Consider the following 24,408-nt stretch of genomic DNA (forward strand, 5'->3'; position numbering starts at 1 on the left):
GGTAGTTGGGGGATTCCCCCTGTGAGAGTAGGACGCTGCCAGGCAATCCAAAAGAACAGCAGACGCTGTTCTTTTTTAGTTTATAGCTTTTATCATTTCAGTCGTCCTCCTCTTATTAATAGCTTCCTTCTCCCGATCTATTGAGTATAAGCAAATTTATTATAAGAAAATGAAATCTTCGAACCTTCCAACTTTAATTATCTATCCTATATTAAAAAGCGGATATAAAAACGTTTATTTACACCGTCTCATGTGTGATTGTTTCTCTGGTCCTTTAGGATATTTTATTGTACATATGGCGTTTTAATTATTTCAATAATAAAGTATAATCCCTTTCAGGTAGAACTTATGAACATGAACTGGAAGTTTTTCTCTGGTTCTGCTGCCATGACTGGAGTGGGTCAAAGAATCCGATAGTTAAGCTCTCGTTGATACCGTTTTATAAGAGGGGAAATTATAAATGAGGAGTGAGATAGGAGGCTAACTACAGACGAAAATGGCCTTTTCAAAGCGACGGCACGAAAAACGAAGAGAACTGAGCGTTTTCTAAAAAGTGGATAAGAAGGAGACTCGAATAGGATGGGAAAATTAATAAACAAAAAAGTATGCGTCATCACGGGCGGAACAGGCGGAATTGGATATCATCTTTCGTTAGGATTTCATGAAGCAGGATATCAAGTGATTGCGTTAGACAGGGAACAGCGTAATCCTTTGGCTGGAGGTATAGCTTTTATTAAAACAGATGTCAGTATAGCAGAAGAGGTTCAGCATGCATTTAAACAAATTACTGTCCAATATGGCACGGTACACGTGCTGATTAATAATGCAGCTATCTCCGTATTCTCTAAACCTATCTCTGATATTTCTATTGAGGAATTTGATGCAGTGCTCAATGTTAATTTACGAGGCAGCTTTATTTGTGCAAAGGAATTTATTCATGCGAACAGCGGCCAAGATTATGGACGAATCATTAATATTGCCTCCACAAGATGGAATCAAAATGAAGCCAATTGGGAAGCGTATGGCTCATCAAAAGGAGGACTCATTTCCTTAACAAATACATTGGCGGTATCTCTTAGCAACAGACCAATCACTGTGAATGCTATAAGCCCCGGCTGGATACAAACAGAAGGGTATGAAAAATTAACGTACACAGATCATGCTCAGCACCCATCTGGCCGTGTTGGCATTCCGAGAGATATTGTTAATGCCTGCTTGTTTTTAGCTGATGAGCAGAATGATTTTATCAATGGGCATAATTTAGCGATCGATGGCGGCATGACGAAGAAAATGGTGTATGAAGAATAGTTGAATTGGTTGAATAAGCAGGAAAGCTATAGGGAAAGAGAAAGTAGATTGTATAAGATATTCATAAAACTCAATGTGTAAAATTCAAAAATCTTAACGGCTGAACAATGAATGTATTCCTATTGACAAGAAGCGGTATATATTATCTAAAAAACATGCATTTTATCAATTTTTTCCCATTGAAAAACACTTTTTGAATTTTGAAACGAACGATTATGATATACTTACACAATATAAATCTTTACTTAAAATTTAAATGCTGTGTAGTGTAAGAGGAGGAATAGATTTGAATCAGGATTCACTCCAATCGATTGAATATGAAATCGCCCTGCTGGTTCGGCTTACAACCGCTCAGAGTCCGAAGTTGGGGAGCTTGGATCGATCCGAATATCTTTTATTAAGTGAATTAGATGAAAATGGACCTTTAGGTATTAACGTACTTGCTGAAAAATTGTTGCTAAATATTTCTACGGCCAGTAGGCAGGTAAGCACTTTGGAAGCGAAGAATTACATCGTTCGTTATCCTGATCCGCAAAATGGACGAATTAGCCTGCTAGAGATTACTCAAGAAGGACAAAAGATACTACATAAAGTTCAAAAAGCTCGGTTTGCCGCATATGCAGAAGTGCTTCATGACTGGACAAAGGAAGAATTAGAAGAGTTAGATGCAAATCTTACGCGTTTGAATCGCGATTTCAAAAAGTGGAGAAAATAATTGAAGAAAAATGAACAAATGGCTAAAAAAGATGGCGGACAAATTGTCGGCTGTCTTTTTTATTGTTTTTTTTGCTCTTATGTTGTATGATACAACTTGTCTTATGCAATATAAAGGTGAAGCCTTGAAAATTTGCTTCTTTTAAATGAACTGTCTTATTTGGGTATGTTGTTATTCGATAAATAAGCTAACCGCTTGATGAAAGGAGGAAGAAGATGAGTCAACAGATAAATACATCTTCATCAGAGACGGAGAAGGTCCCTATTCCTCAATATTTAATTATCTCGATCCTAACTATATTTGGAATAGGATCTCAATATTTTTCAAATCTGTCTTATATTTTGAATCAAAATATTATCCAAAATGGGCTTCATCTGGATTCTAATAGTCTCCTTTTCCCATCGACTTTGTCCAATTTGGCATTCGCATTGACGGTACCGTTTGGACCGGTATTGACGAGGCGCATTGGTCTGAAAAGAAATTACTTGGCCTTTGTTTTTATCTTTCTATGCGGTTCTATCGTCAGTGTCATTTCGTCGGGATTAATTATTTTGATTATTGGAAGAGTCATACAGGGGTTGAGTGCCGGGATGATCTTTCTCACTATTCTGCCGGCCAGTCTAAAGTCATTTCCGAACAAGATTAGGAACACTTTTTTGTTTATGGTTATTACTGGTCTGTTTGGCGCGAGTGCTATTGGCGCTTTGTTCGGTTCTATTTCTTTACAAACGGATACCTGGCGCTGGTTGTTTGTATTAAATGTGATTTCGTCTTTATTATGCTTAATCATTGGTTTCTTTGGATTACCAAAAGATGAAAAGGAAAAACACGAACACAAACCAGTCGACAAAACGGGGATATTTCTATTAACCCTTATGATGATTGTCCTTGCCGTTCCGTTGTGTAATTTATATCAAAAGGGGTTCTCTTCCCAGTATGTATGGCCATTTTTTGTGATTGCCTTTATCTTACTCGTTTTGTTTGTTTATGTTGATCTTAAAGCAGAGGTGCCGTTGATCCCTTTTGCTACATTAAGAGCACCCAAACCCATTTCGGGAACCATTATGGCAGTCACTGCTCATATTTCCTTAATCGTTGCACTTGCCGGTATAAACGGATTTTTAAGAAATAATATGAATCTACCATTTCTATATTTGTCTCATTTTTATTTTTGGTTCTTTGTCGGAATCGTGGTGACAGCCATTCTAAAAACGTTTCTTTATGACAAATTAGGTGCTGGAGTTCTGGGGTTCATTGGCTCTTTAGCCGTCATATATGTCAGCATTCAGTGGAGAATGGTTGGAGCGGATGCTTCTTTGTTCTCGCTTTATTTCCAAGCAGCTTGTTTAAGCAGTGGGATAAGTATGACGCTTGTGTCGGGAGCTCTAGGAACCGCGCTTGCTGGTGATCTTCATCAGGCATCCATGCGGTCTGTTACGTTACATTCCATTCGAAACTTTTTAGGCGCAGTTATTTCACCGGTGATCGGCTGGTTTTTAACGACGCAAAATGCCAATCATTATGAAAGAATAAGGGAGCATTTAGACGCAAACAATCCAGAGTTTAAATGGGAAATGACGAAGTTAATAAAACATTTTGTTGAGGACGGTCTCTCTTTATCAAAGGCTAAGGATTTAGCTTCATATGAAATTGTAGCCAACGCAAAAAAAGCAGCCGTCTTGGGAGCTTATCATAATTTGTTTACTTTATTGCTCATTTTAGCTGTAGTCATGATGCTCGCTTCTATTGGGAAAATTGCTACAGGGAAAGGTAGATCACTTGTTCAAAAGCCGAAAAGGACGCTTTTGCCTGCCCCTCAAGAGAAAAAGTAGAAGGCTGTTTGACATGATGAAAGAAACATAACGAAATTGAACAGGAGAGAGAAACGTGTATAAAAGACGTCTAATCTTAATCAACATTATAGGGATCGTAATCGTTGTCGGGTTAATTGCTGGTGGAGCATTTTTCTACTATGAAAACAATAATTTTGTGCGAACAGATGATGCTGTCGTATCGGCTGATATTATGCAAGTGGTTGCACCAGCTTCAGGTGTATTGAAGGATTGGAATATGAAAGCGGGTAAACATGTTGCCAAAACAGAAGCTATAGGCAAGGTATCAGATGGGAAAGAAACTCTTCCTGTTCACGCAATGGATTCAGGAACAGTGATTAAAAATGAAGCTAAAGCAAATGAAATGGTTCAGGCGGGTCAGGTTTTAGCAGAGACGGCAGACATGAATAATCTGTATATTACTGCGAACATTAAAGAAACAGATATAAAAAATATCGAAGTTGGAAATAGCGTAGATATTACTGTTGATGGGGATGCAGACACTACTTTTAATGGCACCATTCAAGAGATTGGTTATGCTACAAATTCTGTGTTCTCAGCACTTCCTTCTGAAAACTCGAGTGGCAATTACACAAAAGTAACTCAAAAAGTCCCGGTAAAAATCTCTATTCAAAGTCCTTCTTCTAAGGTATTGCCTGGCATGAACGCAGAAATTAAAATTTCCATTTAATCATGGACATGTTCCATTTATAAATACTCTTTTCTATTTGCTTTCTAATTATGAGGTTCACTTTTTAGTTAAGTTTGATGAAACGACCTTTCCTGCAATAAGGATAAATACAATATGAGGTGAAAATATACGATGAAAATCTATGTAGTTTATGATAGCGAAGGAGAACATACAAAGGTCCTTGCGGAGTCCATCGCAGAAGGGGCAAAAAAGGTTGGGGGCGCAGAAGTATACCTTGACCATGTAGAGCAGGCGGATATATACAAACTTGCTGACATGGATGCAATTATATGGGGCTGTCCAGGACATTTTGGAACAATTAGTTCCGGGTTGAAGAATTGGATTGATCGACTTGGTTATTTGTGGGCTGAAGGAAAGCTTATTAATAAGGTGGGGGCTGTTTTCTGCACGACTGCAACAACTCACGGCGGATTAGAAGCTACCATGCTTAATTTGATCACACCAATGCTTCACCAGGGAATGATCATTGTAGGGTTACCAGGAAACATCCCTGAGAATTCCCTTTACGGATCTTATTATGGGGTTGGAATCACATGTTCTGTTGATGAAACACAGCTTATTCCTCAAGAAGGGTTAGCGCTCGGAAAAGCCTTAGGGGAGCGGGTTGCCATGGTAACAAAAACGTTTACGAAAGAAAGAGATGATCAATAATGGCAGTCATCATCTTTTTTATTGTCCTCGCTATTATTGGAGTAGTGGCCTTAACCATCATTAACACAAAGGCTGTATCATCGGAAAAAACTGAAGAAGAAATTCAGCAAGGCACTGAAATGGAAGGGCAGAATAATAATGAAGTGAAGGCTTTGGAAATGGCTGAGCCCATTAAGCCTGAAGAGAAAAAAGTGGAAAGTGCCAATAATATAACATTAGAAGTTGCCGATCGTCAAACCTCCTCTACCATGAATGATCAAGCTTATCGAAAGGCCCTTCAATCATTTAAAGAGACAACTAAAGGTGATAATATAGACCACCAACCGGAGAAAAAGATAAAAGACGATGAATACCGAAGAGCCTTGCAGGCAATATCTGAAAAAAATCAACTAAATAAAAAAGATTAGAATCAAAGAAATAGAGCTTGCTCTCTGCATATTCATGAGAGCAGGCTCTATTTTTTAGGTTAATGTAATGTCTTTTCTGTTTAGCAATGATGCTCGTAAAAGAGAAAGCCCTGTGTTTAAATGCCTGTTTCTATTTTGGGCGCATTTTCTATTAAATGCCCATTTACAGAGCATGAATTGACGGTAGGTTGAATGGTTCAATGGTTTTTATGATTCAGAGCTGTTTCCACTTTTTTCTTACATCTTTCATTGCTGTAGCATGACCCATTTGACATCCTCCTTATGAATTTTAGGAAGGACAGGATCTATTGAACGCATTACATGGCTTCTTGCGGTTGAATTTCCTCTACAGGATCAAACTCCGGCTTTGTTTTACTTGCGATAAAGAATAAAACAAACTGAACAATAGCAAGTCCAATTAATACATTTAGAAGCAAGCTATAAGAATGGCTAATATTGAAGATTGCTCCTGATATTACTGGAGTGGTCGCAGCACCGAGTGAGATAAAGATGGAAACCACACCGTATTTGGCTCCGTATTCTTTTTCTCCGTAAAGAGCGCCTGTAAGATAGGCCGGTGTAACCGTAACAGCCGTTGAACCGATTCCAGAAAAAATTGTGTAAAGAACGGCCGGAGCAACGACATTTGCTTTCATTAAAAATAGAAAACTGACCAAGCTGGATGCCGAAATCAAGAATACTGTAGTAATTAGCCCAAGCTTATCAAATAGCCGCCCTACTAATAGCTTTCCGATAATAACCATAGCTGAACCTAATGATAGAAGCAATGCAGCTGTTTTGGCCGTTGTGCCGATACTAGCCAAATATGGCGCGAGGTTGATCAACATGGCATTCACAACAATGCCGCCAATTAAGATTGCTGCACACAGAGCCCAAAATGACACGGATTTAAATGTTTCTCCCTGAGTAGCACCTGCTAATACTTTATTTTGCACAACATCTGACGATGGTGCTTCACCTAACGGCGCCAAGCCTTTATCAGCAGGGTGCAATCTAATAACAAAGACTGCTAATGGAATTAAGATCACAGCAATTAAAATTCCAATCACAAGATAAGCTGTTCTCCAGTCATAAGCTGAAATAAGCCAGTTGACAACAGGGCTCATGATAACACCGCCGAAACCACTTCCTGCAAGAGCAATCCCTAAACATAAACCACGTTTTTCATTAAACCAATTTGTAATCAGAACAGATCCTGGTATCATGGCACCGCCAGACAAGCCAGCACCCATAAGGATAGCAAATAAATAGAAATGAATCAGTTTTGTTGAGAAGGAAAATTCGATAAAGGCAAGAGCTGAAATTGAAATAAATAATGTTAAATAAACTCTTACGTCCATCTTTTTCATTAGTTTTCCGGCAAATGGTCCTGTAGCCATCGCAGCCAAGGACATAATGGTGAAATACAACATAAATTGAGAAGAACTAAATCCGAGTTCCTTTGTAACAGGCAGGGTAAACAAAGAAACCAAGTTTGCAATTGGAGCATAAATAAATGTCATAATTAAGAAGGCTGCTGCAACAATCCACCATCCGTAAAAAATTCCGCCTTTTTTATTCATATGAAAATATCCATCCTTTTCTATCTTTTTTCACAACCGTATACATTCACATCTAAATTATAGAAGCTAAGTAATAACCGCTTAGTGCTCCCCGTTATAAACCAATCAAGCGACTTTTCGATACTCCTCTCTTTACTGACTCAAGTGAGGATGATTTTAATCATCCGCTTGTAACCGCTTCCCTTGGTTTTATTCTAATATGCAATTTGTGTGCCAATCTCATAAAAATTTGCTGCGAAACGTTGTAAATAAGGAATTTTCTCAATATTATTTTATTGTTCAAACGAACTGACTAAAATCGGGGAGCCCCCTCAATCCTGAGTTATATAAAAATAATATAAATAGTAAAAAAAATTTCATCCGCTTGTAAAAATTTTTTTACATAGAGAGGCGCGTGTTGGAAATGATTTCGTGTGATTTTATTTTTAGCAGGAGGGAAATAAACTTCCAGCAGCTAAAATCCTTTACGGTAGATGACAGTCTTATCCGTGTATTTGGTTGTCGGGAGAATGAATGGTTATTCCTTTATTAATTGCATAATCAACAAAGGACAGTTGAATGAAATCAAAGTAGCTAATGGATTCTTTGGTAGAAAAGAGGATAATGGTTAATTTCACAATGAGTATAAGATAAGAAGCGACTGCAGCGGGGATCTGTTGAAGAGTAGGTGGTGGGGTTTATTCGTAGCAGTGTGAAATACGAGAAAAGAGCTGACCTTGGTGCAAAAATGCACGAAAGCCAGCTCTTTTTCAATAGAATGTACATTAAGAAATCGCTTTTTCTTTTACACTCAGTGATTGCAGTGCTTGTTGTAAGTCCGCTTTTTCTTCCTCATTTAGAGGAACCATTGGTAAGCGAACACCGCCTACAGGGATCCCGTTTAAATTTAATGCGGCTTTTACAGGTGATGGACTTGGTGCAGCAAATAACGCTTTCACGATGGGGAGAAGGTGGCGATGGGCTAGAGCCGCCTCTCTAAGTTTTCCATTCCTGAAGTTTTCAATCATCCTTTGCATTTCATTTCCGATAACATGAGAAGCAACTGAGATCACTCCTGTACCGCCAATTGATAATACTGGTAAGGTTAACCCATCGTCTCCACTGTACAATGAAAAATCGTCAGGTGTTTGGCTTATGATTTCTGTCATGGCATCTAAATTGCCGCTTGCATCTTTAATGGAGACAATGTTGGGGATCTGTGCCAGGCGAACAACTGTCTCAACAGACATATTGACCACGCTTCGCCCTGGTATATTATAAAGCATGACCGGTAATGACGTGGACTCAGCAATCGCTTTAAAGTGTTGATGTAAACCCTCTTGCGACGGCTTGTTATAATAAGGGACAACGAGCATAATGCCATCGACTCCTGCTTCCTCTGCAAGCTTCGTCAAATGAATAGAGGCTCTTGTGTTATTGGAGCCGGTACCAGCAATAACAGGAACTCTTCCATTTACAACTTCGACGACAAACTTAAATAACTCAACTTTCTCTTCCGTCGTTAACGTAGGGGATTCTCCGGTTGTGCCCGCTACCACTAAGCCGTCCGTGCCATTGTTAATTAAATAATTAATTAAGTTTTCTGTAGCATGAAAATCAATCTCACCATTTTGTTCAAATGGGGTTACCATAGCAGTTAAAATTTGTCCGAAATTCATTGCTTCTCCACATCCTTTATTATTTTTATACAATAGAGGGAGAAGGGCGGTTGGTAGTTAACGCAAAAAAGCAGCAACGAGGCTTCGCTGCTGCAGTAGAAACAATTAGGTGAAAAATTATTTCTGTGCGTAAGATAGCCCTCCATATAGTTTCCTATATGACAATTCTGTATTTATTCAATAACAGAACCAGCTTCAAGAAAAATGAGATTCTTTCGGCTTCGGCAAATTCCCCTTTTCGCAATCATCATTGGACCTCATTATCCTCATATTGCGTACTCATGGTCTTTGCGCCTCTATCCTTACTTCAAAAAAGTATTGAAATAAGTAAATATGTAATTATATTATACAATATCAGCTTTTCTATTGGATTGCAAGGATAAGTGAGAGCTGTCTTTAAGTATTTTAATGTAATAGAGTGGTAGGGGGAAAATAGTTGTAGTCGGGAGCAGGGTTAACAGAAAACAAGAGTACTCATCGTTCAATCCTGGAGTCAGGTCCAGTGGTGACAGGTGAGCACTCCCAAGATATTTTTAACTCATTTAAAATTAGTGAAAGGGAAGAACGCAATGAAGAAGGGGAATTTTTTCTTGTTAACGGTGATGCATATGTATCTACGTTCAATGGAAATTCGTTTAGTTCTAAGCATTACAGCGTCATATGATAAAAAGTTTTATCGTTATCACTCATATTAGCTTTTTTATTGAATTGATCACTGCTTTCATAGTAGTTTGTTTGTATGCTCTTTATTCGGAAAAGCCAATCGAGTGGAACAGCTCCCCATTCCTGCCGTGCGGGTAATTAAAAACCGACACCATTTACAGATGCCGGTCGTGATACTGACAGTATTACATATTAAACAATGCCATCTTAGCGTACGGCGCCTAAACGATCGAAAAGAACCACGGAGTCGGCTTTATACGCAATATCGGTTTTGTTTTCGGTGGCATTAGGTCACATAGCCGCCCATGGAAAAACTGTCTGGATGCTAAATTTTGTTAATCAGCTTCAGCATTCAGTTTTAAAGCCAGCTTAAATTGCCGATCTGAAGATGGAGCAGTTTGCCTCTAAGCTTTTGTCACCCAGCAAAAGAAGAGTTTTTTACTATCTGTTATTTAATAAGAAAAGAACGCATCAGTATATTCCGTCTTTACACAGGAAGAGCAGGCTTATACTTGTTATCTTTCGTACGAGTTTCAAATTCCCGTTTGGCTTGCTCGATTTTTCTGTCATCGCTGTACAGGTCATATAAACCCCCAGCGAGGGTTTTTGCTGCAAAAATCATTCCTTTTAAGCCGACTCCTGAACCGGAGGCAGCCGTTGATTGCCATGTGTGTGGAGCTGTGCCCATTGGCCAGCAGCTTATTAAGCATTGTGCAAGCGGAGTAATCCAGCTAACATCACCAACATCGGTGGAGCCGGGAGCAATTTTTCCTTTATCAAATGTGGCTTCAACTGAGTCATGAAGGACCATTTGGTTGATATAGTCTGGCGCATGATAGGTCTGCATCACGCTGCGTTTTTGACTTAAGGTATATGATTTAGAGATTTCCTCGGCAAATTGGTAGTCCTCTCCTGTGAAGCGAGGGGAGTGAATCTCATTCATATTATTATACAAAACATCTTCTAACACACTGTTAGATAACGTGTCATAACAGCCGGCGAGAAGCTCCGATTCAATCTCTGTTTCGGTCATCATGGCAGCACCAGAAGCAATCTTTTTTAATCTCTTTGTTATCTCTTCCACCTCTTCTCTATGGGGAGCGCGGATATAATACCATACCTCTGCTTCTGGATGGACGATATTTGGCTCATGCCCTCCATTTGTAATGGAGTAATGAATCCGGGCTGCGTCTATGATATGCTCTCTTAAATAATTCGCACCAATATTCATCAATTCCACACCGTCTAAGGCGCTTCTGCCCATATGCGGTGCTGCAGCGGCATGGGAAGCAACACCGGTGAACTTAAACTTGATAGAGTTCATCGCTAATGTTGAAGCGCTCCACACGGTTGTAATAGGTGCTGGATGCCAAGTGAAACAAGCATCTAAATCATCAAATACACCTTCTTTGGCCATGATAACCTTTCCGGTTAATGTTTCTTCCGCTGGGCAGCCATAATAACGAATGGTGCCAGAAATTTCTCCTTTTTCGAGAGCTTGTTTAATGGCTAAAGCCGCTCCAAGGCCAGCTGTTCCTAATAAGTTGTGCCCGCATCCATGTCCAGGGGCCCCTTGTTCAATAGGTTTGCGAGTAGCTATAAGCTCTTGTGATAAACCCGGTAACGCATCATATTCACCTAGAACCCCTAAGATTGGCTTCCCGCTTCCGTACTCAGCAATAAAAGCTGTGCGCATACCCGCAATAGTGCGTTTAATATGAAATCCGGTCTCTTCCAATAAAGAAGCTTGCAAATTAGAGGCGTACTCTTCCTCCATTGCTGTTTCTGGCTTATTCCAAATATTGAGGGCAATCTCGTTCAGTTTTTGTTCATATTGATTGATCCATTCCCATAAATTCTGCTTTGTCATCTATGAAACTTCCTCCTTCAGATCTTGAATAGCAAGATTGTGAAATTAAAAGTAGTAGAATAAGGTGAGAAGAAATTTTCTATCTTAATGAAAACTTCACATCCTTAAAACATAAGATAAAACGTTTTATTGCGCTGCCGCTTTTGAACTTTCAGTATTTAATTTCTTTTCATTATTGGTAATGGTGAAAGCGGCAACAACGGATACGACCGCTCCCGCAATTAAAAACCAAAAAGCTGCGTTGTATGTTCCAAATCCACTGATTAAAAAGCCCATCACGAGCGGTGCCAGAAATCCTGCAGCCTGTCCTCCCATATTTATAAAGCCCATTGCTGAGCCAATAATCTCTTTAGACAGCAATTTATGAGGCAATGAGTAGGTGGTAATAATCGCGGTCGATACAAACGTCATGCTTAATATATAAGCTGTGATAACACCGGCTACAGATGATGAAGCAAATATAAAGTATAAGCAGATTGAAGTTAATATCATGCCAATTCCTGTAAAGTATTTCTCCCGGCCGCTAAAAAACTTTTCAAGGAGTAAACCGCCAAACATCACAGTGAGTCCTGAAGCAATGGCTGGCAAGGACGCAATAAAGCCAGTTGACAGGATTCCCATTCCACGCTCATTAATTAAATAAGAAGGCATCCAGCCGGCTAATCCCCAAACAACAATATCAGCGCCAAACCACATAACCATAATCTTCCAGAGAGACGATGATTTTAAAAGCGTTTTCATTGGAACTTTATTTTTACTTGTATTTTCTCTGTCCTCCCATTCCAACCTTTTTGGGGGATGAAGGTGCTTCCAAAAAAGAATGCCCATAATCAGCCCGGCAGCGCCAATAGTGATGAACATCCATCGCCATCCTAGCCAAACCAACATCGGCGCTGCGATTAACGGAGCGAGGGCGATGCCAAAGCTATTAGAGGACATCATGAATGAAGAGGCTTTGGCCCGTTCTTTTTTAGAGTAAAACTCAGCAATTGCTTTTTGGCTGGCGGAAGGATAGCCGCCTTCTCCGAGACCAAACAAGAAACGGATGACGAGCAGTGATGTAAGTGACCAAGCTAATCCGCTTAAAACGGTGAATATAGACCAGGCAATGATAGAGAAGATGACGATTCTTCTAGAGCCATATTTATCACTTAACCACCCTCCTGGAATTTGCATGAGGGCATAGCCGGCAAAAAAGCTGCTTAGGACAACACCGATAGAGGCAGGGTCCAACTGGAAGTCTTGACTGATTGCAACGACTGCAACTCCCATTACCATTCGGTCAAGATAGCTAAGAAGCCAGCCAGCAAACAGAAGACCAAGAATAAAGTGTTTTTTGTTTTTCTGTTGTAAAAATGTTCCCATCCATATCCCTCCTAATAAATTGTTCCTGAAAAAGCTTTCGGGTTGATCATTTCTCGGTCCCAAGCATTTAAGAAACTAAAGCGCTTTCAATATCTTTTTTAAAATTATAAAATTTTCTAAATATTAATTGCAATGTTCACTTGCAACCAATATAGTTAATTTTAGTGTGGGAATACACACCATAAAAAGGAGTGTGAATATGGAATCTTCTTCTATACCATCATTGATTCAGGAGTGGCTAGCCTCCTTAACGGTTAAAGTTTGGATACGGAATCACCGAAATCATCAATTTCGGCTTATATATGAAAACGGGAGGGATACATCCCTTTTTTCTCTTCCAAAAGCTCCAATGAAAAAAACAGGGAAATATACAATCTACCAAAACAATGGAAATCGGTTTATATCTTTTTTTTATCCGAATGACTGTGAAATACTCATTTGGGCTTCACAAGACGCTTATGTTGATATTACAGAGAGACTTGAACAACTGTATACATTTTTCTATTTGATTTATCAGCAAGAGGTCATTCGGACGAAAGATGCAGAATTAGAGCATTTAATTGAAGGGATCAGTGCGATTTCTTCGCTTGATGAAAAGGATTGTTTAGAGGCGATCATCAACAGTGCAATCAACGTGATCCCTAGTGCCGATGCCGGCTTTTTGCAGTTGTTTGATTACGACTCGGAGTGCTTGACTGTAAAGGCTTCTATCGGTTTTAATCATTCAATAAAGGAATTTAAAATACGAGTGAAAGAGGCGATTACCGGGATTGTATTTCACGACGGGAAGCCAAGGATATTTCAGACAAAGGAAGAGATCTTTGATGAAATGGACCATTATCATATTAGTAAAGCAAATTTTGATATCCTGATGTCTGCCTCAGACGGGCATGCCATTAAAGCCATGTTGTGTACACCTGTAACAATCGGACAAAAACGAATTGGTGTACTAGCTGTCCATCAGTTTTATCAGAATGGAAAACTGATTAGCCGTGATCTTGAACTTCTTAAAGTGTTTGCAGATCAGGCGGCGATTGCCATTCAAAATGCACAACTTTATGATGAATTAAAAATCCGATTAAACGAAGTTACTATGTTAAGCCAACAATTAAAAGAAAAAAATAAGTTTCTTTTAAAGCGGGATAACGTGCACAGATTACTAACGAGTCTTTCTTTGCAGAACAAAGGGCCTGCTTCCATTATTTCAGCTTTAAGACGGATGCTCGATACGCCTGTCTTTTATATTAACTTTATAGAAGACGAATATATACCGAATGTGAAAGGCAGATCTCGTCCATTTAGTGTAGAGGAAATCTCCCTGATTTTTTCTGAAAGAAGGGAACCTGTTTTTATTGATGTTTTTGATATATATCAAGAACATTTTTATTTATATCCGATTACAGACGGTACAGTTTTTCTTGGCTGTTTAATTGTAAAAGTGGAAGGGGAGCTTTCAAAGATAGCACAGACAACTGTTGAACAAGGAGGAACAATTCTTTCTCTGGAGGCGGTTAAGGAGCAAACACTGACTGATGTCTATTATAAAAAAATACACGAATATTTTAGTAAGCTGCTCCAAAATGAAGATCCTGAATTACTTGTATTAAAAGGAAAAGAATTTGGGCTGAATCTATCTTCCTATTTTTGTGTCGCCTTGGCGGAAATCCCGGCCTGTTCGGATTTAAGAATGTTAGAGGCAATTGTCCATCAATTTATTTCCACCATTAAAAAAAATTTAAAGAACAGAGACATGTTAATATTTGGCTTGAATAACAAGGTCACTATTTTAGCCCCGTTTGAAAGCCCGGTAGAATTAAAAGCATTTACAGAAGAAATAAGTACTATCATCGAGGAGCGGAGGCATCAGGATGTTTTAGGAGTTAGTATCGGAGTGGGAAATGCTTATACGGGCGTTGAACTAATTAAAAAAAGCTATCATGAAGCGGTAAAAGCACTTTCCTATCTAACAACGCGTAATGAGACGGGGGTTATTCAATATAAGCAAATCGGAATCAACCGCTTTTTTCTCCACCAATCACCTGAGGAAGTCAAAGACTTTTCAGATGAAATTTTGGGACCATTGATGGACAAAGAAGAAATAAATAGTGAGTTAGAAAAGACATTGTTTAGCTATATCATAATGAATCGATCAGCATCTAAAACAGCTAAAAAGCTTCACATACATCCTAACACTCTTTATAAACGGCTCAAGAAAATCGAAGAAACTCTCGGTCTTGCATTAGATAATCATGAAGATTTTTTAAAAATTCAATTAGCCTTTCATTTGCGTGGGAATTTTTGAGGAACGCTGATTGTTAGGCGGTAATTAGAATAAATGTTTTTTATTGAAGCAACGACTACGCATGTTCTTGTTCGATGCGGCAGCCTGCCATGAATCGTTCAATGAGAGAATGGGTAACTCTTTCATTGCAGCGGGTGACAGGTACGAGAATCAATGTAATTAAGATTACGATTCCGCCGCTTAGAGAGTGGAGAGAAGAAGCCGCTCCTTCTCGGTGCCATAGTTTCAGCCAACATTTTTGCCATTAGTTTGATGCAAGCGCTTTTTATGACTTCTTGAAATGCGAAGGCCAGCAACTTCGGCAGCAACGAAAAAGAACTTGTTGAAGTGATTACCCATTTTGCTTTTTATGCTAGTCGGTTAAGGGTACCGGCTTCCGTTATAGCTGTTAAACAATTGTTTTCGAACGAAAAATGACCAATGGAAATACCTTAATTGAAAAGTGAAGGGATTAGAAAAGTGATTATTTATTTAGCCATATTATTAGTTGGATTGATTGTCCTCATCTTTTTGTTTATGAAACTAAATCCGGTATTTGGTGGAAATCCAAGCAAGGTGCAAAGGGAAGCATATAGTCAGTTGGATAATTACGTGGAGGGCAAATTTATTAACCAAATCCCAGCAAAGCTGAGTATGAGTGCATCTGATTATTTATCCATGGTGAGGGAGAATATGTCAGGTAAGGCCGAACGTCATCCTGCTGGCCCAATTCCTGTCTCAATGATTAATTGGAATAAAATCAATAGTGAAGAAGACAGCCTAACATGGTTTGGACATTCTGCTTTTTTGCTGAATATCGATAACAAGAAAGTACTCGTAGATCCGATGTTAGGTCCCATCGCTTCACCTGTTCCTTTTGCAGGAAGCAAACGGTATAGCCAAAATACACTGGATATTATTGATGAGCTGCCGCCTATTGATGCGATGTTTATTACACACGATCATTACGATCACTTAGACTATCCGTCCATCTTAAAGTTAAAGAGCAAGGTTGAACATTTTTTCGTTCCTCTCGGCGTCGATGCCCACTTGATTCGGTGGGGAGTGGAAAAAGAGAAAATTACAGTGCTAAATTGGTGGGATGAGATCCAATTCCGCGGTTTAACCATTGTGTTGACTCCATCCAAACACTTTTCCGGAAGGGGAATTGCTAATCGAGATACGACTCTATGGGGGGGCTGGATCATTCTCGGAAAGCAGACACGCTTCTTTACGAGTGGAGATGGAGGGTATGATGCCCATTTTAAAGAAATAGGAGAAAAATACGGACCTTTTGATATGGCATTAATTGAAGGCGGTCAATATGATAGGCGCTGGCCTTGGGCTCATATGACACCAGAAGAATCTATCCAGGCTAGCATAGACATAAAGAGCAAGCGAATGATGTTAATTCACTGGGGAGCTTTTACCCTTGCTTATCATGGCTGGACGGAACCGATAGAACGAGCCTTAACAGCAGCTGAAAAGGCCAAAATTAGTATAGTTGCTCCCAAAATTGGTGAAACCATCCCTCTAGATGGAGAACCCTCTATTTCTCATTTATCCTGGTGGAATAATATATCGGGATAAATTTTAGTACGACTTTTTGAAGAAGGGAGTGGTGTACACGTTAAGAGCCTGCACTTGAAGAGTGCAGGCTCTTTTCACTAATTGAGTCAAATGAGGGGTGGCAAGGTCTGTTTTTAACTTGTGAAAGCAAAATAGTTTTCATATTTACATCACTTCTGGCTGAGGGAGTTTATTCTGTTTCTCCCATTCACTACGTAGAAGCGCCATCTCAATATTATCCCAATATTCATCTTTAAACCTACATACCTGACGTTGAATCCCTTCCTTTTTAAAACCAAAATTTTCATAGCAGGCGATAGCCGCTTTATTAAAATTAAACACGCCGAGACTCACCCGGTTTAATAGTAATTCATTAAAGGCTAAGTGAAGAATCTTTTGAAAAAGCTGATTGGCAATTCCTTTGCCCCGGTGTTCTTTATAAACAAGTACGTAGCTGATTCTTCCTATCTGGTGTACCTGGTTAATTTCTCTTAATGCAATATGACCGACAACTTCATTGGTTATCGAATCTACGGCTTTATAAATGTAGCTGCCTTTTTGGACTTCCATCTCAACGTATTCGCTAAGCTGCTCTTTTGTTAATGGATACTGATAGGTTCGTCCTGACCATTGCATCATTAGTCGTTCGGAATCAATCTCTCGGATAAGCCCCTCAAAATCTTTTTCTGTGAACGTTTTTAAATGGATCACACTGTGTGGCTCCTTTTCTATTTTTTATTTACAGTGGTATGAGTATCCTAATTAAGCCACTCGAAAACCACATTTGTCCCTTTACTTTTAAAATTTTTCTTTGCACTTTCTTTTCACTGTTTTTATTGAAACTTACTTTTTGTTTGAGTAACAAATTTTTCAATGAATCTCATTAATGCGGGATAAACACAAGTCCTCGGCAATGGCTATGTCAGAGTGTTAGATAGATAAAGTTAATTAAGTGGTCTATCCTTACATTTTATCATCTTGATCTTCTTGTGCATGCCCCTCTGTAAAATTAATGAAAAATTTTTAATTGACAAAAAAGTGAGTATAATTCAAAATACTAAATATAATTCAATATATTGAATTTTTTGTTGAGAGGATGATCCTTAGATAATGGACCATATTCATGAAGAAATTAAAAGATTACGTTTGGATCGTAAATTAACATTAAAAGAACTAAGCGAAAAAACAAATTTATCAACTGGTTTTTTGTCTATGATTGAACGTGGTTCGTCTTCGTTGACGATCACTTCATTGAAGAAAATTGCTGATGCATTTGAGGTGGATATATCGTATTTTTTTGACAAACCTATTAATCACACAAAGTTTTATGTGAAGAAAAGTGATCAGAAAAAGTTTCGTATTGAAGGCTCAGAGACTGCCTATGTCCGGCTTAGTGGCAATTTTTCAAGCAGAGCACTGGAACCGCTTGTTGTGGCACTTCAGCCTAAGCAGCAGAAAGACTACGATTATAGTCATGCTGGGGAAGAGTTTTACTACGTATTAAAAGGTCTAGTTCGATTCAATGTGGATGGCGAAGAATTTGATGTCGCTGAAGGAGAATCGATTCATTTTCCTTCCCAAATCCCACATGATTATGAAAACCCTTTAGAGGAAGAATCCATCTTATTATGTGTGCTCACACCTATTCTTTTTTAACCTTTTGAAACACTTTTATATTCAGGCAATGACATGTTGCATTTAAATATAAGAAAACTTCGGTATGCCACCTTTAGAACTGGTGGCAATCCGCTGAATTTCTCTTAAAACAAATAGTAAGAGGTGAAACAGTGATGAGAGTAGCAACAGATGTTGGAGGAACATTTACGGATCTTGTGTATATGAAGGGAAATGGCGAGATAGGGTTTTCGAAAAGCAGTACAACACCGCCCCGCTTTGAAGAGGGAGTGCTCAATGTTTTAAATGAGAGCGAGCTTGCTTTGGAAGAGATCGAAACATTTATTCATGGAACAACCGTTATTATTAATGCATTAACAGAGAGAAAAGGAGTGAAGACAGGGCTTATCACGACGAAAGGCTTTCGTGATGTGCTGGAAATTGCTCGAGGAAATCGTCCTGATTTATTTAATGTACGTTACCAGAAACCAGCGCCTATTGTGCCTCGCTATTTGAGAAAAGAAGTAGAGGAGCGCTTGAATCATAAAGGAGAGGTCATCACACCGATAAATAAAGAACAACTGAAGAAAATTATCATGGAATTTAAAAAGGAAGAAGTGAAAGCGGTTGCTATTGCGTTTTTGCATTCCTATCGTAATCCTGTTCATGAAAAAGAAGCAGCAGAAATGATTAAAGAGATTTGGCCGGAAGTTTCCATAACTGCCTCGTATGAACTGACGAAAGAATGGCGTGAATACGAACGGACAAATACAGCAGTTATGAATTCATTTGTTAAGCCCATTGCTTCTTCTTATATCAATCGTTTAGAGGAAAAACTAGCGGACAAAAAGGTTACATCCAAAAAGTATATCATGCAGTCAAATGGAGGAACGACGACCTTTAGTTTAGCCAAAGAGGCTCCCATTAACATGGTGGAATCAGGGCCTGTGGCAGGTGTTTTTGGTTCTGCCATTTTAGGAAAGATTATTGGAGAAGAAAATTTGATTGCATTTGATGTGGGAGGAACAACGGCGAAATGTTCGTTAATCGAAAATGGAAATGTTAAAGTCTCCACGGATTACCATATTGAAAAAACAGACAGATGGGCAGGATACCCTCTTAAGGTCCCTGTTGTGGATATTGTAGAAATTGGCAATGGCGGGGGCTCCATTGCGTGGGTTGACCCTGTTGGATCGTTACGAGTCGGTCCGCACTCAGCAGGATCAGTCCCAGGTCCAGTCGCCTACGGACAAGGGGGAGAAGAGCCAACCATAACCGATGCGAATTTGATTACAGGCCGACTTTCCGCAAAGAACTTTTCTTACCCTGTAGATTTGCAAAGGGTAAGGGAAGTAATGGAAGAAAAAGTTGCGCGTCACTTTGATTTGCAAGTAGAAGAGGCAGCGTTGGGGATTATCCGCTTAGCCAACTCTAATATGCTGAACGCGTTAAAACTTATCTCAGTACGCAAAGGGTATGATCCACGTGATTTTGCCATGGTGGCATTTGGGGGGGGAGGTCCGCTGCATGCTACTTTTCTAGCCAAAGAGCTCGGAATCCGTAAAGTAGTTGTTCCTGTGGCATCCGCTGTTTTTTCCGCATGGGGTATGTTGATGACAGATTTACGGCAGGATTTCGTTAAAACCTATGTTGAACGACTGGATCACATCAACTTAAATGAAATGAATAAAGAGTGGGAACTATTGGAAGGACAGGCTATTAAACAATATACGCAAGAAGGAATGAACGAAGCAAGTATTGTTTTTTCAAAATATGCTGACATGAGGTACGTGGGTCAAGAGCATACAGTAAAAGTTCCTTTGCCAGCCATAGAATGGAGTCCGGAAACCCTTCAGCAAATTATCACTTCATTCCATGAACTTCATGAAAAGTCTTATACATTTCAACTTCCGGAGGCGCAAGTTGAAGTCGTTAACCTTCACCTTATAGCTTTTAGTCAAGTAGAGAAACCGAAAATGAAGGAAATGAAACAAGCTGCAGATACACAGGCGCCATTGAAGGAGAGGCGAAAGGTTTATTATGAGGAAACGGGCTGGATGGAAACAAACATATATAATCGAAACGATTTAGTCCCAGGTATGAGAATTTCAGGGCCAGCGGTCATTGAGGATCTTATGTCTTCTATTCTTTTGTATCCATCACAGGATTTAGAGATAGATAGCTATGGAAATCTAGTGATTTACAATGGGGGAGCAGAACATGTATAAAACAAAAGTTGATCCATTCACATTGGAAATTGTAAAAGATTCGTTAACGGCTGTCGGAGAGGAAATGTTTTATACATTGGGCAGGACATCAATGAGCCCGATTATTTATGAAGTATTAGACTATGCTACAGGTCTTACAGATGCAAAAGGAGATTTATTAACACAAGGAAACGGCGTGGCTGGTTTTATTGGAATGCTTAGTTTCATGGTTAAAGAAACACTGAAAAAATTCCAACATAACTTAAATCCTGGTGATATTATCATCATTAATGATTCTTATAATGGAGGCGGCTCCCATTTGTCGGATGTGGGTCTTGTGATGCCTATCTTTTATGAAGGTGAGCTGGTTGCGTTTTCTGCAAATAAAGCACATTGGACCGAAGTAGGCGGAAAAGATCCCGGCTCATTTACAAACGATGCGACGGAAATTTATCAGGAGGGGCTGCAATTCCCTTGTGTAAAGCTATTTGAAAAAGGAAATGTAAATCAAGCGTTAGTAGATGTTATTCAGGCTAACGTAAGGCTGCCTGAACTTTCTCTCGGTGACATGTGGGCACAAATTGCTTCATTGAGAATTGGTGAAAAACGCTTCCATGAGTTATGCGAAAAGTATGGAAAAGAAACTGTGCTGCAAACAACAAAGCATTTGTTAACGCAAGGTGAAATTATCTCCAAAAACGTTATTCAATCTCTTCCGAATGGTGAATATTATGCAGAGGATTATATTGATACAGATGGGCTCGGCAATGGCCCTTTTAAGGTTCAGGTAAAGGTAACAATTACAGATGAGGAATTCATATGTGATTTCCGTGGCAGTCATCCACAAGTACCTGGCCCAATCAATTGCTCCTATACCACTTTGGTTTCAGATGTGCGTACCGTGTTCTTAGCCATCACAAGTGACGACCAGCATATTAACGACGGTGTATTTCGCCCATTAAAAGTTATTACAGATCCTGGTTCCATTTTTTCTTGTGAACGGCCTGCTCCAATGTCTGTGTATTGGGAAAGTGGATCGATGGGAGGAGATCTTGTGTGGAAAGCTCTGTCTTCTGTCATTCCATCTAAGTTATCTGCCGGTCACTTTCTTTCTGTGTGTGCCGTAACCCTGTCTGGAAATCACCCAGATACCAATGAGCCATTTTTAATTGTTGAACCATCATTAGGCGGATGGGGGGCAGGAAATGACCATGATGGCCAGAGAGGACAGTTTTGTATTGGAGATGGAGAAACATACAATGTACCGGTTGAAATAGCGGAAGCCCGCTACGGTGTAATGTTGGAGGAGTATTCGCTAAATACTGATGGAGAAGGGGCTGGTGAATTTATTGGTGGAGCCGGTGTCATTCGCTCCTACCGAGCTTTAACAGATGGCCAATTTGCGACGGTCACTTATGGCCGCCATCAATATGTGCCGTGGGGATTAAATGAAGGAAAAGATGGCTCTCCTAATAAATTTTATGTCATTAAGAACAATGGAGAGATGGATGGCCCGTATGGTGTTTATGCACGATATCCGTTAAATAAAGGCGATGTGCTGAAATTAATTACCGGAACGGGTGGCGGATATGGACATCCATTTGCCAGGGAGATCAGCAAGGTGGTGGAGGATGTAAAGAATCAATACATTACTCTACAACAAGCGAAGGAAGTTTTTGGTGTAATTATTGATGAAGAAACACATCAATTTACTGGACTTTCATCTACCCGTAAAGAATGGGAGGACAACTCGGCAACAGACAATGAATAAAAGAATGAAAGAATTTAAATGTTGTTTTAGTGTCTGTTCTATCTGCTTATTTGGCAGATAGAACAGACATAGGTATATGGGTTTCAGTGTCTTTCATAACAACAAATAAGATAAAGGAGTGAAAGAGTAGATGAATGAAAGAGTCAGAAGAGACGTGGATCAACTTGTAAGAGTAGGAGAGCTTTTTAATCGCATGCCGCTTACTAAGAGCCACTTTTTTGTCGGTTTTGTCCTCTTTATTATTTCTGTGATTGAAGCATGGGAAATGATGTTAATCATTTTTATCAGCCCTAGTATTGCGAGTGATTTTCATTTGTCAGACCTGCAAATTGGCTCTCTCCTCGGCTCTATTTATTTAGGGATGATTCCCGGTGCCTATATGTGGGGAATTATTTCTGACAAAATAGGAAGAAGAAATTCCTTAATTTATAGTTTGCTTGGATTTAGTATTCTTTCCATAACCAGTGCTTTTTCGGTGAATTTTGAAATGCTTTATGCTCTAAGGTTTACAGCTGGTCTGGCTCTAGGAGGGGTGATGGTAGCAGGATATCCTTATTTTGAAGAGATGCTTCCTGTTAAACAACGCGGAAAAGGTATTGTCTATCTTTCAGCGGGGTGGCCATTAGGAACATTAATGGCTCTAGGCATGACGGCACTTTTTTTAGAGAGAGATGGTTTAATTGGCGGTTGGCGTGCAGTTCTTATTTTAAGCTCGCTCGTTGGGCTGTGGACGTTACTATTAAGAAAAATCCCGGAATCTCCTTATTGGCTAGCGGGCAAAGGAAAGCAAAAAGAGGCAAAAGAAGCTATCGGTTATTTAAGTAATGGCCAGATTACACTCAAAGAGGAACAGTCACTATGGGTACAGCCGATTGAAAAGGGGAGCTACACCTCTATTTTTAAGAAGAAGCTGTTAAAGTTAACAACATACCAAACGCTCGTTAACTTTGCTTTCGCTTTTGGATATTGGGGCTTGTACACATGGCTTCCGACCTTGCTTGCTCAGCGCGGCTTAGCTTTATCTGAAAGCTTAACATTTCTTGCGTTATCTACCCTTTTTCAAATTCCGAGTTATCTAGTCGCCTCTTCCTTAACAGGGAGATACGGGCGGAAGAAGATCATGGTTATATTTGTCTTATTGACCGTCATTTGCGGATTTGGCTTTGCTTTTTCAGCAGGCATGATACAAATGTATAGTTTTTATTTTGGTCTATCGTTTTTCAGTCTAGGTGCATGGGGAGTTTGGAATGCCTGGTTTGGCGAAATTTATCCAACGAATTCCCGATCTTCAGGCTATAGCTTTGGTGCCGCTGCTCAACGCTGGGCTAATGCCTTTGCTCCATCCATTATTGGATTGGTTATTGGCATGGGCTGGGCCTTTGGACAGACAATCTCTTTTGTACAATCTTTCGTCGTTATCACGCTTATTATCATTTTATTTATCCCTGAAACAGAAGGAGAAATTTTGGAGTAAAAGCGTACTTTCTCGAGTAGCAGGGTATGAGAGACTAATTTTGAATTCATTCAATGAGAACCTTGAAGATGTCAATCTGGAGGATAAATTAAATGAAGAAGAAAATACTTTTCATTGATCCGGTTTATAATGATGATTTCTGTGACAATATTTCTGAATATTTAGACAATGTAAAGAGGTCGGATACAGATATAGAGGTCATTTCGTTGGGAAAGAAACCAGGCCCCGAACATTTAGAATATCGTTGCTATGAAATTATGGCCATGCCCGATATTGTTCGTATGGTGAAAGAAGCAGAAGAGAGCGGATATGATGCAGCCATTATAGGATGTTTTTATGATCCAGCGCTGCGAGCGTGCCGGGAAGTGGCAGAGAAGATGGTAGTCTCCGCTCCTGCAGAATCATCTCTTCATATCGCCTCAACTATTGGGGAGAGCATTTCTATTATTGTTGGCCGTCAAAAATGGATGCCAGAAATAAAAGAAACGATTCATAAATATGGATTTTTCGATAAAGTAGTTTCTATTAAACCTCTTGGGATGGGCGTTCTTGATTTCCAAAAAGACCATGAGCAGACATTAAAAAGAATGCGCAGAGCTGCTATCGAGGCGGTTGAAAAAGATGGAGCTGATGTGATTGTTCGAGGATGTACCGCAGAATTAGGTTTTTTAAAGAATTGCAAAATGAACTAGGTATACCAGTAATTGATGTAAGTTTAGCAGCATTTA

General features: G+C 39.4%; 19 protein-coding genes and 1 riboswitch. Of the genes, 14 read left to right on the forward strand and 5 right to left on the reverse strand.

Annotated elements, in window-relative coordinates:
* Positions 1-579 precede the first annotated feature (579 nt).
* From ACH0BF_RS19110 to ACH0BF_RS19135, 6 genes are all read left to right on the forward strand, one after another.
* Positions 580-1,308, forward strand: coding sequence for an SDR family NAD(P)-dependent oxidoreductase (locus ACH0BF_RS19110; protein WP_406910025.1), 729 nt, complete (start codon positions 580-582; stop codon positions 1,306-1,308).
* A gap of 286 nt (positions 1,309-1,594) precedes the next feature.
* Positions 1,595-2,023, forward strand: coding sequence for a MarR family winged helix-turn-helix transcriptional regulator (locus ACH0BF_RS19115; RefSeq protein WP_120037523.1), 429 nt, complete (start codon positions 1,595-1,597; stop codon positions 2,021-2,023).
* Positions 2,024-2,238: 215 nt separating this feature from the next.
* Entirely contained in the window at positions 2,239-3,855 is a 1,617-nt protein-coding gene (locus tag ACH0BF_RS19120; protein WP_406910026.1) for an MFS transporter, read from the forward strand.
* A 55-nt stretch (positions 3,856-3,910) separates the two neighbouring features.
* Positions 3,911-4,546, forward strand: coding sequence for a biotin/lipoyl-containing protein (locus ACH0BF_RS19125; RefSeq protein WP_120037527.1), 636 nt, complete (start codon positions 3,911-3,913; stop codon positions 4,544-4,546).
* A 132-nt stretch (positions 4,547-4,678) separates the two neighbouring features.
* Positions 4,679-5,218, forward strand: coding sequence for an NAD(P)H-dependent oxidoreductase (locus tag ACH0BF_RS19130; RefSeq protein ID WP_340854507.1), 540 nt, complete (start codon positions 4,679-4,681; stop codon positions 5,216-5,218).
* Positions 5,218-5,625, forward strand: coding sequence for a hypothetical protein (locus tag ACH0BF_RS19135; protein ID WP_340854505.1), 408 nt, complete (start codon positions 5,218-5,220; stop codon positions 5,623-5,625). The genes ACH0BF_RS19130 and ACH0BF_RS19135 overlap by 1 nt, the downstream gene beginning before the upstream one ends.
* Before the next feature lie 317 nt (positions 5,626-5,942).
* On the opposite strand, the gene ACH0BF_RS19140 is transcribed toward ACH0BF_RS19135, so the two are convergent.
* The 4 genes from ACH0BF_RS19140 to ACH0BF_RS19155 form a co-directional block, all read right to left on the reverse strand.
* A complete protein-coding gene (locus ACH0BF_RS19140; protein WP_406910027.1) occupies positions 5,943-7,208 on the reverse strand; it encodes an MFS transporter in 1,266 nt (421 codons plus the stop codon).
* 764 nt (positions 7,209-7,972) lie between these two features.
* A complete protein-coding gene (gene dapA / locus ACH0BF_RS19145) occupies positions 7,973-8,866 on the reverse strand; it encodes a 4-hydroxy-tetrahydrodipicolinate synthase (RefSeq protein ID WP_340854501.1) in 894 nt (297 codons plus the stop codon).
* 127 nt (positions 8,867-8,993) lie between these two features.
* Positions 8,994-9,173, reverse strand: a riboswitch (Lysine riboswitch).
* Between the two features lie 843 nt (positions 9,174-10,016).
* Entirely contained in the window at positions 10,017-11,399 is a 1,383-nt protein-coding gene (locus ACH0BF_RS19150; protein WP_406910028.1) for a M20 family metallopeptidase, read from the reverse strand.
* 126 nt (positions 11,400-11,525) lie between these two features.
* Positions 11,526-12,764, reverse strand: coding sequence for an MFS transporter (locus ACH0BF_RS19155; protein ID WP_340854498.1), 1,239 nt, complete (start codon positions 12,762-12,764; stop codon positions 11,526-11,528).
* A 199-nt stretch (positions 12,765-12,963) separates the two neighbouring features.
* Here ACH0BF_RS19155 and ACH0BF_RS19160 point away from each other — a divergent pair, with 199 nt between their 5' ends.
* The 3 genes from ACH0BF_RS19160 to ACH0BF_RS19170 all read left to right on the forward strand — a co-directional run bounded on the left by ACH0BF_RS19160 (position 12,964) and on the right by ACH0BF_RS19170 (position 16,635).
* Positions 12,964-15,066: a helix-turn-helix domain-containing protein gene (locus ACH0BF_RS19160; RefSeq protein WP_406910029.1), complete on the forward strand. Its 2,103-nt coding sequence runs from the start codon at positions 12,964-12,966 to the stop codon at positions 15,064-15,066.
* Positions 15,067-15,155: 89 nt separating this feature from the next.
* Complete coding sequence (locus tag ACH0BF_RS19165) at positions 15,156-15,314, forward strand: hypothetical protein (protein WP_406910030.1); 159 nt, start codon at positions 15,156-15,158, stop codon at positions 15,312-15,314.
* A 214-nt stretch (positions 15,315-15,528) separates the two neighbouring features.
* The gene (locus ACH0BF_RS19170) at positions 15,529-16,635 is read left to right on the forward strand and encodes an MBL fold metallo-hydrolase (protein WP_340856424.1); all 1,107 of its coding nucleotides are present in this window, start codon (positions 15,529-15,531) and stop codon (positions 16,633-16,635) included.
* A 144-nt stretch (positions 16,636-16,779) separates the two neighbouring features.
* Here ACH0BF_RS19170 and ACH0BF_RS19175 read toward each other — a convergent pair whose 3' ends face one another.
* Positions 16,780-17,325: a GNAT family N-acetyltransferase gene (locus ACH0BF_RS19175; protein ID WP_340854494.1), complete on the reverse strand. Its 546-nt coding sequence runs from the start codon at positions 17,323-17,325 to the stop codon at positions 16,780-16,782.
* A gap of 399 nt (positions 17,326-17,724) precedes the next feature.
* Here ACH0BF_RS19175 and ACH0BF_RS19180 point away from each other — a divergent pair, with 399 nt between their 5' ends.
* The 5 genes from ACH0BF_RS19180 (at position 17,725) to ACH0BF_RS19200 (ending at position 24,372) form a co-directional block, all read left to right on the forward strand.
* On the forward strand, positions 17,725-18,270 hold the full coding sequence (locus ACH0BF_RS19180; RefSeq protein WP_340854492.1) for a helix-turn-helix domain-containing protein: 546 nt from the start codon (positions 17,725-17,727) through the stop codon (positions 18,268-18,270).
* 134 nt (positions 18,271-18,404) lie between these two features.
* On the forward strand, positions 18,405-20,456 hold the full coding sequence (locus tag ACH0BF_RS19185; RefSeq protein ID WP_406910031.1) for a hydantoinase/oxoprolinase family protein: 2,052 nt from the start codon (positions 18,405-18,407) through the stop codon (positions 20,454-20,456).
* Positions 20,449-22,206, forward strand: a complete 1,758-nt coding sequence (locus tag ACH0BF_RS19190; RefSeq protein ID WP_406910032.1) for a hydantoinase B/oxoprolinase family protein — start codon at positions 20,449-20,451, stop codon at positions 22,204-22,206. The genes ACH0BF_RS19185 and ACH0BF_RS19190 overlap by 8 nt, the downstream gene beginning before the upstream one ends.
* A 130-nt stretch (positions 22,207-22,336) precedes the next feature.
* The gene (locus tag ACH0BF_RS19195; RefSeq protein ID WP_406910033.1) at positions 22,337-23,680 is read left to right on the forward strand and encodes an MFS transporter; all 1,344 of its coding nucleotides are present in this window, start codon (positions 22,337-22,339) and stop codon (positions 23,678-23,680) included.
* Between the two features lie 92 nt (positions 23,681-23,772).
* Positions 23,773-24,372, forward strand: coding sequence for an aspartate/glutamate racemase family protein (locus ACH0BF_RS19200; RefSeq protein WP_406910034.1), 600 nt, complete (start codon positions 23,773-23,775; stop codon positions 24,370-24,372).
* Positions 24,373-24,408: the final 36 nt, after the last annotated feature.

It is taken from the genome of Pseudobacillus sp. 179-B 2D1 NHS (assembly GCF_045370945.1).
Classification (GTDB): Bacteria; Bacillota; Bacilli; order Bacillales; family Domibacillaceae; genus Pseudobacillus.